12 protein-coding genes are annotated in these 12,085 nt (G+C 46.1%); 2 read left to right on the top strand and 10 right to left on the bottom strand.

Annotated elements, in window-relative coordinates; genetic code table 11:
* Nucleotides 1–77 precede the first annotated feature (77 nt).
* Both F1379_RS24215 and F1379_RS24210 read right to left on the bottom strand, forming a co-directional pair.
* The gene (locus tag F1379_RS24215) at nucleotides 78–1,235 is read right to left on the bottom strand and encodes a cobalamin-independent methionine synthase II family protein (RefSeq protein WP_150274866.1); all 1,158 of its coding nucleotides are present in this window, start codon (nucleotides 1,233–1,235) and stop codon (nucleotides 78–80) included.
* Nucleotides 1,236–1,427: 192 nt separating this feature from the next.
* The gene (locus F1379_RS24210; protein WP_150274864.1) at nucleotides 1,428–2,222 is read right to left on the bottom strand and encodes a hypothetical protein; all 795 of its coding nucleotides are present in this window, start codon (nucleotides 2,220–2,222) and stop codon (nucleotides 1,428–1,430) included.
* Between the two features lie 156 nt (nucleotides 2,223–2,378).
* Here F1379_RS24210 and F1379_RS30755 point away from each other — a divergent pair, with 156 nt between their 5' ends.
* Complete coding sequence (locus F1379_RS30755; RefSeq protein WP_222850467.1) at nucleotides 2,379–2,468, top strand: putative holin-like toxin; 90 nt, start codon at nucleotides 2,379–2,381, stop codon at nucleotides 2,466–2,468.
* Nucleotides 2,469–2,745: 277 nt separating this feature from the next.
* Here the strand turns inward: F1379_RS30755 and F1379_RS24205 are convergent, their stop codons facing one another.
* On the bottom strand, nucleotides 2,746–3,174 hold the full coding sequence (locus tag F1379_RS24205; RefSeq protein ID WP_150274862.1) for a hypothetical protein: 429 nt from the start codon (nucleotides 3,172–3,174) through the stop codon (nucleotides 2,746–2,748).
* A 326-nt stretch (nucleotides 3,175–3,500) separates the two neighbouring features.
* Here F1379_RS24205 and F1379_RS24200 point away from each other — a divergent pair, with 326 nt between their 5' ends.
* Entirely contained in the window at nucleotides 3,501–3,788 is a 288-nt protein-coding gene (locus F1379_RS24200) for a hypothetical protein (RefSeq protein ID WP_150274860.1), read from the top strand.
* Between the two features lie 65 nt (nucleotides 3,789–3,853).
* On the opposite strand, the gene F1379_RS24195 is transcribed toward F1379_RS24200, so the two are convergent.
* The 7 genes from F1379_RS24195 to F1379_RS24160 all read right to left on the bottom strand — a co-directional run bounded on the left by F1379_RS24195 (nucleotide 3,854) and on the right by F1379_RS24160 (nucleotide 12,078).
* Nucleotides 3,854–4,288 carry a helix-turn-helix domain-containing protein gene (locus F1379_RS24195; protein ID WP_150274858.1) on the bottom strand — a complete coding sequence of 145 codons (435 nt, stop codon included), beginning with the start codon at nucleotides 4,286–4,288 and terminating at the stop codon, nucleotides 3,854–3,856.
* A 255-nt stretch (nucleotides 4,289–4,543) separates the two neighbouring features.
* Nucleotides 4,544–4,723 (bottom strand): hypothetical protein, encoded by a 180-nt coding sequence (locus F1379_RS30430; protein ID WP_150274856.1) that lies wholly within the window; start codon nucleotides 4,721–4,723, stop codon nucleotides 4,544–4,546.
* Between the two features lie 38 nt (nucleotides 4,724–4,761).
* The gene (locus tag F1379_RS30425; RefSeq protein WP_150274854.1) at nucleotides 4,762–5,028 is read right to left on the bottom strand and encodes a nuclease domain-containing protein; all 267 of its coding nucleotides are present in this window, start codon (nucleotides 5,026–5,028) and stop codon (nucleotides 4,762–4,764) included.
* A gap of 24 nt (nucleotides 5,029–5,052) precedes the next feature.
* A complete protein-coding gene (locus F1379_RS24175; RefSeq protein WP_150274852.1) occupies nucleotides 5,053–5,424 on the bottom strand; it encodes a hypothetical protein in 372 nt (123 codons plus the stop codon).
* 627 nt (nucleotides 5,425–6,051) lie between these two features.
* Nucleotides 6,052–9,402, bottom strand: coding sequence for a DEAD/DEAH box helicase family protein (locus F1379_RS24170; RefSeq protein ID WP_150274850.1), 3,351 nt, complete (start codon nucleotides 9,400–9,402; stop codon nucleotides 6,052–6,054).
* A 68-nt stretch (nucleotides 9,403–9,470) separates the two neighbouring features.
* Entirely contained in the window at nucleotides 9,471–10,616 is a 1,146-nt protein-coding gene (locus tag F1379_RS24165; protein ID WP_150274848.1) for a restriction endonuclease subunit S, read from the bottom strand.
* Nucleotides 10,609–12,078 (bottom strand): type I restriction-modification system subunit M, encoded by a 1,470-nt coding sequence (locus tag F1379_RS24160; protein WP_150274845.1) that lies wholly within the window; start codon nucleotides 12,076–12,078, stop codon nucleotides 10,609–10,611. Before F1379_RS24160 ends, F1379_RS24165 begins: the two co-directional genes overlap by 8 nt.
* Nucleotides 12,079–12,085: the final 7 nt, after the last annotated feature.

The following is a 12,085-nucleotide window of genomic DNA, read 5'->3' as shown; positions in this document are numbered from 1 at the left end:
GAGTGAAAATTCTATGACTGCTGATGGTTAAAAATAAAAAAGAAGGGGCATCGCCCCCTCTTTAACCAAGTTAAATATTAACCCCAGTACTGCTGGGCAATCTCCTGCCCCTGCTTAATCTTCGCCCACTGCTCCTCTTCCGTTAACTCGTTGCCTCCGTCACAGGACGCAAAACCGCATTGATGCGACAGCAATAACCGGTCCTTATCAATAATCTTCGAGGCCTCATCCAGCATCCGGACGACACGTGCTTCATCGTCAAGCGTATTGGTTTTGGAAGACAGCAAGCCAAGTACAATCTCCGTTTCCGGCCGGTCTTTGAACACCGCCAGCGCCTCAAGCGAGCCCGCACGCTCATCATCCCATTCCAGGAAGAAGCGGTCATATTTAAGCTGCTTCAAGAACAGGTTGGCAATCTTGGCATAGGAGCCGCCGCCCATATTGCGGGAATCGTAGTTGCCGCGGCAGTTATGCGTCCACATTTTGAGACCCAAGCTATGACCGTAATCAATAATGGTATTGTTAATATCAATAAATTCTGCCGCCAGCGCCTGAACTTCCTCCTGATTGATATTCTCGCCGGTATAGGGGGAGTTCGGGTTATCATCGGCGAACAGCTCCCATAAGCAATCGTCGAATTGCAGAATTTGTCCGCCGGCAGCAGCGAAGTCCGTAACAAATTCCTTGTATGCCTTAACCAGACCCGCCTTAAGCTCCTGTCTGTCCTTATAGACAGCCTCTGTGCCGCCGATGTTATCCGACCAGGACAGTTCGCCAAAAATATGAGACGGAGAAGGCACGCACAGCTTCGTTTCACGGTCGCCGGCCAGGGCTTGAAGCTTCTTATATACAGCAATAAAATGATGGTTCTTCCCGCTCAATTCACCTGTGATGCGCAGTCCGATATCTTTTCGGGTCTCGTATTTGGAGGTTCCGTCGGTATCTCTGAAGAAATACCCATGTTCCGCGATATACCGCTCAATCCCCTGGAAGCCCCAGACAAAATCCAGATGCCACATCGATTTCGAATATTCTCCATCCGTAAGAACGGATAGGCCATTGTTCACTTCCTGATCGACTACGGCCTGAATCGCCTCAGCTTCACACTGCTCATACCCCTGGAAGTCCTGGTAGAAGGGATATTGGATGTCATCCCGGTGTTCAATCTGGTGTTTATATTCTAGTAAATTGGACGGACGCAGCAGGCTGCCTACGATCTGAAATCTGTTGCACATATGTAATCCCCCTCAATCTCATTCGTTACTTGCTGGAATGGTTTGATTCTAGCATGGAGGATCACGATCCACATAACACCTAAAAGTAATACCTGGCTAGAGGTAAAAGCTATAATGGGCATCGGATGGTACTAAACGATCCGGCTATCCGCTTTAGCGCTCCTGAAATACCATGATTTGCAGCTCAAATCCCTACAGAAACGCACCAAAATAAAACTCCAGCGCCTCCTGAGAGTAGCCATCATTGCCCTGCCACTCCGCCACGGAGATGAAGTCAGAGCTCCCGCCTCTGCCCTTCCGGGGGGTGTCCTGCGGTACCAGCAATCCGGCATAGCCCCAAATTTCCATGAGCACATCCCGCTCATTCTTACTGGAAGGAAGCACGTCCTTCCACCGCTTCTCCAGCATCCGCGGACTCTCGTAATCCGTACAATCCTTTATCGCTTCGAGCATTCCCGTGAGTATGGCAGTATCCTCGGCGGTACACTCGGCAGCTTCCTCCTTACTGAACAATTCGAGGTCCAGCCAGCAGTACAGCAGCCAATTCAGGCGAATGCCGCCCCATTTGACCCTTTCGAAATTCAGCACATTCAAATCCTCTTCGATATAATCCCGATCCGACATTATCCCGTGAGCGTTACAATCCCCGCAGCTGCTGTAATTCGGCCGAACCACACTCCGCTCCCCATAGGTATGCTCAGGCAACCCGGAAGTCAGAGCCCAACTGGACAGGGCACTCCGCAAATGGACTTTCTTGGTGGACAGACTATGCAGGAAGGCGGCAGCTACCCGTTCCTTGGTAATAACCTGATGCAGCTCATGCAGCCGCTTGATGATCTCGTCATGGGTAATGGTGACCGGATCGAACATCAAGCCCTTGCTTTTGGCATACTCGAAAGGCTCCCCGGCAAAAGCATCCGGACTGCTCTTCCAGCCGGCTGAGGTCCAGAAGGTGTTCATTAATATCTTCTTGGCTTGTTTGTCCATGGGGTCACTTCCTATCTGCTTATGTATAACGTGCTAAATCTTATTTATTCAAGCTTGCAATTGCCAAGTATTCAAAATTTTCCATCCATCTTATAATCGCAGAAGCAATAGATAGGCTTATATGGGCGGTCGGCTAATCTCCCTTGAAGGGAGGTGATGCCCGTGGAGGTATACCAAGCATTGACGCTAATGATTTCGTTTGCGACTCTGGTTGTGTTGATTCTATCTTTCCACAAAAAGAAATAGACCGCCCTGGTCAAAGGTAGCGGTCCTATTTCGATGGATAAACCTTTCAAGCCTCCGCCCTTAAAAGCGGCTATTGCGCTGAGAGTCGTGTTACCAGCACGGCTCTCTTTGCCATTGTACGCTGTTTCTGAGTTCATTATACCACGATGACAATGTTTTACAACGTAAAACAGAGCTCTGTCTTCAATTCTATTCATCCTAAACATTCCGCACCTCAACCACCCTGCCCAAATCCACACATTTTCTTGAAAACGTGGTCCGTGTACTGACTATCTCGCTAATCAACAAACCAGGCGTCTCCATTAAACTCACTCCAGTGGAGAGAGAAGCCTTTGGCTTGGATGACCCATTTACAGAAGTGGCTATCCAGACCCAGGATTATGTATAGATAGCAGTCTTCTTGTTGTATCCGTTCGAATTGGAGAATCTCCAGGTCTTGCAAGTCAGTGCACTCCATTCGCCGGTGAGACTTCTCTTCCTGAAATAGAGTTGCATGACTGAGGGATGGATGGGCAAATATCAGCCTGCAGTAATCTGTACTTTTAGCTACAGAATAAGGGTTAAGCGGATGACCCGCAAGTATGTTAACCGCCTCGAGCTCTACAACGATTTCATGGTCCGATACTTGAATGCTATCTATAACCGCATCGTGAAAATCCAGTAAATCGAAGGTTTCATCGGTTGCTGTGTATCTGAATGTATTCATGGTTCATAGTTCACCACCGGGACTATATGTAGGGGCTTAGTCCTTCTCAAAGGATAGCCGGGTCTCTTCACGCGAAGCCGCTTGGCATTATCATCTTGCTCATCCTTACGAATGTGTCTTACAGGTTCCATCATCGCTGAAATCACGCCGAACGAACATGGTGAAAGTATTGCGACGGAAGCATAAATTTCCAAGCAGCACCCATAGCCCGAAACCTATTTTAATTCATAGCGTCAAAATAAACAGCAAGCTACACCAGCAGATGAGGTGAGCTATGAAGAAATTGGACGGCCTCTAGCTTCCCCCTAAGGAGGTTAGAGCGCCAAATGAGCCAAAGTGTGAAACGATCACCCGCATACACTGACCACCATACACCCGGTACCCGCTGGAGCAAACGCCATGCGAGCAAAGCAGTCCGCCGCTTCACCGGCGGCATCTCAAGCGGCAAATGGTACCGTAAGCTGTTCTGTTCCTGGAGCATTTGCGATTACCGCTTTTACAAAACCAAGCAGCAAGCGATTCATGAATGGGAAACTACTCCCTGGCGGCAGGAGCGATTTCCGACCAGAGCAGAAGTAATCAACGATTGGGAAAAGGTCTTTAGAAGAAAATAAGCTCAAAGCGCCGGCACGGGAAGCCTAGCGCTTTGAGCTTTTTTAGAGTGCGGATTGTGATTGGGTTATGCTCCTAATCCGGCATCTTCAATCTTTATGGTTGCCCTCATCCCCATGGCATTCATAACAGCTTCAATTTTTTCTGCAGTGGCACCATAATACTCGTTTCGTTCATCCCGGGAAACCTGCGCCTCCGAAACCTCTAGCCTTCTAGCTAACTCCGCTTGAGTCATATTAATGTATATTCTAAAAGCAATAAGGTTTTTTCCTATGTCAGTAAATTTATAAATAGGATTAAAGGATCCCCTTTTTATCTTCTCATAATACTCAACTTCTTTCTTTAATTGCTCATGAAAAGATAACAGTGGTTCTATCGCCATTTCGATTTGCTCATCTGTCAGACCCATTTCTGTAAATCTCATTTTTTCCCGGAGGATAAAATCTTTATCTTGCTTTAACTTTTCCTGTGCTTTTTGGTAAGCTGTCTCGTTTTTAATCAACTTTCTCAGCTCCCTTCATTTAATGATTTTGATAATTCCCTTAGGCTCAAATGTATCACGTGTCTTTCTAAACGCAGCAGGAAACATCTGTTCAAATCCATGCTCATCCAAGATTCCTGATAGTTGACCAACATGCGGGTATAATTCAACTCTATATCGATGCCACATTGGAAGTTGCCACTTTGCAGAATTACGGTCATAAATGCGATCTTTCCAACTCCAGATTTTATGGGGATCAATAAGATGGAGGAGTGACTATACATTCCGCACCTCAACCACCCTGCCCAAATCCACATACTCCGCATGATCCAGCTTCACATGCACCCGGCCCCTACGGCGCATCTCGCGCCATTCCCGCAGCGCATCCTCTGTTTCCAGCCGTAGCTCGGCAATTTCGAGTGCCCGGTCCAGGATATACTTGCTCGTATAGAGCACCTTGTATATCCCTTGGCCTCCAAGGACGATAGGGGCGGCTAGCCTCTGCCAGGCCTCCACCGTAAACCGCACATACAGCTCTTCTTCGGTACCCGGACGGCAAGGGACATGCTCCGCTCATATTCACCGGAGCCCGCTTCCTGGTAGACTATGCCGTCCCGGTAGCGGTGCATCGTATTAATATCCTCCTCTTCCGGCCCCGGCTGTCCATAAGACCGCTGGTAGGAAGTCCCCTCATAGGCCGGGTTCAAGCGGTATTTGGCATCGAATACATACTTGTACTCCTTGACCTTGCCCGCATACAATTAACATATACCTTGGAATCAGTCTTATTCCGAAAGGACAGAAGGAGAAGCAAATGCATCAGCAAGCTGCATTCCATCCTTGAGTCCTTGTAGGTATAGACGTTCATATAGAAGAGATTGCTTTATAGAAAGCTTATCCTCCCAATCCTCAAACTCTGGCTTACGTGCAATATCCATGGAGGCAAACAACGCTTGAAAAGCTTTGTGTTCTTCTTCAAAAGCTTGTCTAGGCTCGGATTGATGTTCAATTAGTGCGCTTACCTCAACCAAGCGACCTTGAATCGTTTCTACAAACCATGCTGGAAAGCCCACCATATCTCCTCCAAGAAAGAAGTTTAAACAAAACGCATGTGAAATATCTATTCTTTTCTTGATACATCTGATTAATAAGCTCATCCACTCTACAACTCTGAGCCTGAGACACCCATTGCTGCTTAACGGAATTACCTACTCCAGCGGCCTCTCTCCGAGTTCATTCTGTGCTTCTCCTCCTCATATTTGTCATCAGATGTTTCATTGCATCCTCACCTTTCCGGCAAAGTTATTTGCATTAACTAGACTTTTCAGATAGCTACAACTCGCCCTACAATGAAATTTTTTGTCACGCGGAGACTCTTCTCGATACTTCATTTAGGTACCTCACTATATAGCCAAATTGTATGCAAAGAAAATGTTATTTTAATGCTAACATCGAATTAAAATAACATAAATTAATGAACACATTAGAATTTTCATACCCAGCTATAAAAAAGAAAATTCATTTTCAATTGCAAACCTTCGGTTTTGATATCAGCCCGACCAGTTGATCGCGATTGCAAGGTCAACATATTAGGATTATGAGGTGGTTGCTATTACGAAAATGCTTGATGTTTCTGTCGGGAAGTTGTTGGGGGAGAAGGATTTAGAAGAGAGTGGAATATAGACCGATTCCTAAACATTTATCAACGTAAAGAAAGACGGTCTACTTCAAATAATCATTGAAATAGATCGTCTTTAATATTATATATCCAACTTGTGTTCCCTTTATCCAATAATCTTGACCGCATTCTCTTTAATTCTTGTAACCGTCTCTACCAGCTTTTTCTGTTTCGTACCGTCGAAAAGCTTAACGAAACTTTGCGGCTTGTCAAAAGGCGGTTTTGTTAGCTCAGATACACTATCAATATAGCCGTTCTGGACAATATAATCGATAACCTTTTTGACAAACACGATTTGTCCCTGGTTAAGGGACTGGTCATTAATGAACTCTGAGAACGCAGCGGTGGCGGCTTCATATTCCAGCTTGGCGATTTTACGCACCAATAAGCCAAACGGCGTATCCTTGAATTCCCGTTGATAATCCTCCGCTGTACCAAGCTCGCCTGTGAAGATTTTTTCCAGTGCTTCATAATCCAGCGCCGTTAGCGGAATATTATTGCGAAGCTTGTGGATCACAATAGAGTCACGGTTTTGCTCAATATACCGATTGACCTTAAGCTTGTAATCTTCGAAGGTGTATGCTTCATACATCGCTTTGCCTTCATGGATTTCAAGAATCTCATCCGTTAAATTCGTAAAAATGGGATTTTTGCCGCCGCCCTCATCTATGGTTAGATAAATCAGACTACGCAGCTCCTTGCGTATCGTTTCAAAATCCAGCAGACCCGCACTCTCCCAGAACGCCTCCGTACCTATAGTCTGGATAAGGGGAAGCTTTTCTTTTACAAACTGGACGGTAGCCTTCTGAAGCAGGATGGAAGCCACCTCCTTCAGCTGCTTCTTCCCCTTCTTGAACTGCGGCGACTCTTCTAGCTGGGCAATCATCAGACCATACATAAAATTATCAAACCGTTTGGCATGTTCATCTGTATCTGACATAAATACAATAGGTGCAAGGTACAGAATAAGATTCGATTTATCTTGGTCCAGCAGGCAGGCAAAAGCTTCATGGTGCTTATACTTTTCTATATGCTGTAATTGCAGCTTTACTGATACCAGTTCGGTATTAAGGGCCAGAATCTGCCCCAATACTATCACTATCAATTCTGTACGGACCGCCTGATAGGCGTCATCGATAAATGCAGCCTGCTGCAGATGATGAATCAGCCGCACCCGCTTCGCAAAAATTGCTTCAGACAGACTCTGTCCTTCATTTCCCTGCAGACCTTCCTTGTGCTGGCGGAAAAATTCAAAGTTACCCAGATAATCAAAAATAACGAAATGCTGCTTGTGCTCGCCCTCTCCAAACAAATCCTTACGCAGTCTTGTCCCGCGTCCGATCATCTGCCAGAACTTTGTTTTGGAACGAATCCGTTTGAAAAACACCAGATTAACAATGTCCGGCACATCAATCCCCGTATCCAGCATGTCTACCGAAACGGTAATATGCGGCTCTTTATCCGACATTTTGAATTCATCGATCAGACTCTGTGTGTATGTATCTTCCGAGACAATCCGTCTGGCAAAGGTACCCTTATACTGCGGATAGAGCTTATTAAATCGTTCCACGATATATTGAGCATGATTTTTCTTCTGGGCGAAAATAATGGTTTTCCCCAGCCGGTCTCCGCCTGCTACCTTGATCCCCCGGGTCATCAGATCCTCCAGCACTCGGTCCACAGTGGCCTGATTAAAAATGAATTCGTTAATCGCCGGGGACGGAATAAACTCTGGCATTTCGCCGTCCTCATCCGTGAAGTCCTCCTCATACCGCGCTTTATCTTCCGGCGATAGAGTATCATAGGTAATTCCCTGCTCCAAAAACCTCGTCGTAACCTCAATGTTATAGTAAGGGACCAGTACACGGTCAATTTCCACAGCCGTTTCATAAGTATAGGCATAGGTCGGCACACCGCTCTGCATCTCAAAGAAATCATACGTATTGCGGTCCACTTCCGTCTTAGGAGTGGCGGTCAGGCCCACAATAATGGCGTCAAAATATTCAAAAATCGCCCGGAATTTCTTGAATATACTCCGGTGGGCCTCATCCACAATAATCAAATCGAAATGGGCGGGGGTAAACAGCCGTTTACCGTCGTCACTCTTAGCCTGGTCGATTGCATTCAGCATAGTCGGGTAGGTGGAAAACACAATGCGGGCTGTTTTGTCATTCTTATTGCTCAGCAGATTACAGAGGGACATATCCGGCAAATAATTCTTGAAGTCGTCTTTGGCCTGTTTAACCAGCGCCTTGCGGTCAGCGAGAAACAGAATATTGGTCACATAACCGCCGCGGGACAGCACATCCGTTAAGCTGGAGGCGGTTCGGGTCTTGCCGGTTCCGGTGGCCATTACCAGCAGGGATCGCCTGTGTCCGTCCATGATATTCTCGCATACGGCGCGGATCGCTTCCTTCTGGTAGTAGCGGTCGGTAATCTTGTCGTCAATAACGACCTCGTTCAGCGCCTTGCGTTCATGTCTGCGGTTCATCAGCTTCTGCAGATCCGCCTTGGAGAAGATCCCGCTCACTTTACGCTGCGGCGAGGTAACATCATCCCACAGATTCGTTTCAAAACCGTTCGTTGTAAACATCATCGGCCGTCTTCCGGTCATCTGCTCCAGACAATCGGCATACAGCCTAACCTGTTGAGTACCGATCTTCGGGTCCTTTGAAGTGCGTTTGGCTTCAATGACTGCTAGCGGCAGACCGTCTTTGCCGTACAGCACGTAGTCCGCATAACCCTTTTCCTCGCCATTGGGCATGCCGTACAGTTCTACTTCTTCCCTTACATCGTCACCGAGGGTCCAGCCAAGCAGCTTCAGATCAACATCAATGTATTTCTTACGGGTACGGAACTCGGAAAGATCACCAGGTGTAAAACGACGTGCTTCCTGATGCTGCTCTTTGTCAGCAGTAAGCCTGTCACTCATCGCGGCAATCTGGGCACGCAAAGCTTCGATTTCCGATTCCTTTTGTTCGATTAGGCTGTCCTTCTCTTTAATCTTCGCTTCGTCCAGAACGACCTTTTCGGCCGGGATGCTGCTCTCATTGAACTGCCGCTCTTCGTAATTGGCCCCGTAGCAATAATCAAGCCATTGCACAAATTCAAATAATGCAGCAAGCGACAACACCGCATCACTCCGGCTGACATTTCTGTCTGTATGTACCGCGAGGTTCCCCAGCTTGATAATATAACCCAGCTTACCCCAGGTTTGGTTCTCCATCGCGAATTTGAAGGTTGGCTCATGAATCAATGCTTGCAGATTATCCTTATAGGGCATAGTAATGGTGTTATCGGCAGCATACACCCACTTCACTGCAAGCTCAAAAGCCTTCCGGCTGCCCACCGCCGCCATCGCCGGAGAGGTGGCAAGCACCCGCTCCGCTTCAATGGCCGCTGTAGCAAACAGCCTATATTCCGTCTGTCCCTGTAAAAAATCAAAGTTTGCCGGCATTCGGTTCACCTCATGGGTAGAATGATGGTAGCAACTTGCTGACTTTGGAAGAATAGAGTTCAAGCCCGTTATTCAAAATACTCGCTCATCAGGCTGTCGAAGAGATGTTGCGTTTCGTCAATGGCTTGCTTGACAATTGCTTTTTGTTCTTCGATTTTGGTTACGATGTTGGCGAATTGGGTTTGGAGTTGTAGGGGCGGTACAGGGAACTGAAATCCTTCTAGTTGATTCTTATTTACTTTTGGAATGTTAGTACGGTTACTAAAATCCATAATATAGCTTAGAAAGAATTTTGAACGTAGAATATATGCCAAATATGCTTTATTTAATAGACCCTCTTTGGGTAAAATAGGGTACGCATCAGCAGAACAAAGTCCTTCGAAATAAGGTAAGGCTACCTTATTGAGATTTGGACGTATTTTGCTATAAATAATATGTTTATCACTAAATAAATACTTTCCACTAATTATATCGCTATCTTTAACAAGTTTATAATTAACTATTGCTCCCGTTTCCTTTTCAATACTATCTATGCCTATATGCGGATAATTAGCATATTTTACGAAATCCTTTGTCATTTGTGTATCTATTACAGCAACATCTTTAAATGTGCTAATTGTCCAGCCCATTTCATTAGTATCAGGGGCACCAAATATATCAAAAAAAGTTGCTTTGATCAGAGTGCCCAACTCAGTAAGTAGCTGTTTACGCATATCAAGTAATTCTGCAGCAGAGTCTAATGTTTTTGCTATTTGCTTTTGGGTTTCAAGAGGGGGTAGTGGAAAATATATATTTTTAAGAATTGTAGCTGAAATATTTGGTTGCGCCCCACCTACTCCTAACTTTATAAAGTCGTTCTTCTTACTACAAAGAAAATAATATAAATAGGAACTATCTACTTCTTCATTCGGCAAAAAGGCTGCGCACGCTTGATTAGTAGCTGCCTCAATGGACAGAATCGAACATGCACCAATTGTAGCTCCATACATGGCAACTAGGACTGTATTTATTGGAAATAGCTTTGCCGAACTATTTCTAATTGCATCTTCTGTGATTAAACTATCTACTTGAGTGATATATTTTTCTTTTAAGTCACCTGTTCGCACCCATTGAATAGTTCCATTTTCATAATATTCAGATTTACTTTTTGAGGGAGTTCCACCTGAAGATATTTTAAACATGTCCCCCAATTTAACTACTTCCCACTTACTCACCCAGCAGCCCCCTCAATTCCTCCGTCTTAGAGGCAATATCAAGGTTCAACTGATCCAGTCGGTTCATAATCACTTCAGGCTTGTCGTACTCTACCTTCTCATACACAACCTCTTTATAACGGTTGATCGACAGGTCGTAATCATTCGCTTCAATCGCTGACTTGTCCACCAGGAAGCTCTGCTCTGTCGGCAAGCGGTCTGCTTCAACTTCAAGGGCATGGTAACGGGCGATGATATCCGGGATATCATTAGCTGCGATCGGAGAACGTTTGTCGTCCAGCGAATAGCCATCGGCTTTCATATCATAGAACCATACTTTATCTGTACCGCCCGCACCTGTCTTGGTAAAGATAAGAATCGCTGTGCTAACTCCCGCGTAAGGTTTGAACACACCGCTCGGCAGAGAAATGACCGCCTGAAGCTGATGATTCTCTACCAGTTCCTTACGGAGGGACTTATGCGCTTTGGTCGAGCCAAACAGGACGCCGTCCGGCACGATACAAGCGCAGCGTCCGCCTTTACGGAGAATACGCAGGAAGAGGGCCACGAACAGCAGCTCGGTCTTTTTGGTATCAGTGATTGTTCTTAAATTGTCATTAATACTCTCGGCATCCACGGTTCCGGTAAACGGAGGATTGGCTAGCACAATGTCATAGGCTGAGGCTATATTATTTTGTCTGGATACACTATCCACATAATCAATATGCGGCTGGCTGATGGAATGAAGCATCAGGTTCATTGCGGACAAGCGCAGCATTGTTCTGTCGGTATCGTACCCGGAGAACATCTCCCCTGCAAAATGCTCCCATTGTTCGCCGGTCATCTCAGACTCATATTTTTCACGAATATACTCGGCAGAAGAGACCAGAAACCCCGCTGTACCGCATGCCGGGTCAACGATTTTGTCATTTGGTGTAGGTGCGAGCAGACGGACCATCAGGTCACGGATATGCTTTGGTGTTCTGAATTGGCCGTTTTGCCCAGCCGAAGCGAGCTTGCCCAGCATATACTCGTATAGATCGCCCTGCATATCGAGGTCTTTAATATCATGCTCATACAGCTCATCAAGGCCTGTAATCATCTTCTGCAGCACCTGCGGCGTCGGAACCAGGAACATGGCATCCTGCATGTAGCGTGTGAAGGCTGTCATGTTATCGCGATTCATCGTCTTGATAAACGGAAACACCTTCGTCCCGACAATATCATAGATGATACGGGCATCTTTGGTTTTGAACTTGCTCCAGCGCATGTCCTGCCCGTCTTCGTCCTGAGGAAAAATCTTAGGCATCTCAACACCGCTCAGCGCCTCAAAGCTTTCATTCTCCAGTTCCTTCTCATCCAGAGAACGGATAAACATCAGATAAGTTAGCTGTTCTATAACGGTTAAGGGATTAGTGATCCCGCCTGCCCAGATATCAAACCAGATTCTATCAATCTTATTGCGTACTTCTCCTGTTAGCATCCGCTTT

The sequence above is a fragment of the Paenibacillus tepidiphilus genome, assembly GCF_008635795.1.
Lineage (GTDB): Bacteria > Bacillota > Bacilli > Paenibacillales > Paenibacillaceae > Paenibacillus_AQ > Paenibacillus_AQ tepidiphilus.
This window is presented reverse-complemented; position numbering and strand designations above follow the sequence as displayed.

Bases quoted from the DNA above. Each gene is read 5' to 3' on its own strand.
- F1379_RS24215 (WP_150274866.1), bottom strand. From the start codon at position 1,235: ATGTGCAACAGATTTCAGATCGTAGGCAGCCTGCTGCGTCCGTCCAAT.
- F1379_RS24210 (WP_150274864.1), bottom strand. From the start codon at position 2,222: ATGGACAAACAAGCCAAGAAGATATTAATGAACACCTTCTGGACCTCA.
- F1379_RS30755 (WP_222850467.1), top strand. From the start codon at position 2,379: ATGCCCGTGGAGGTATACCAAGCATTGACGCTAATGATTTCGTTTGCG.
- F1379_RS24205 (WP_150274862.1), bottom strand. From the start codon at position 3,174: ATGAATACATTCAGATACACAGCAACCGATGAAACCTTCGATTTACTG.
- F1379_RS24200 (WP_150274860.1), top strand. From the start codon at position 3,501: ATGAGCCAAAGTGTGAAACGATCACCCGCATACACTGACCACCATACA.
- F1379_RS24175 (WP_150274852.1), bottom strand. From the start codon at position 5,424: ATGAGCTTATTAATCAGATGTATCAAGAAAAGAATAGATATTTCACAT.
- F1379_RS24170 (WP_150274850.1), bottom strand. From the start codon at position 9,402: ATGCCGGCAAACTTTGATTTTTTACAGGGACAGACGGAATATAGGCTG.
- F1379_RS24160 (WP_150274845.1), bottom strand. From the start codon at position 12,078: ATGCTAACAGGAGAAGTACGCAATAAGATTGATAGAATCTGGTTTGAT.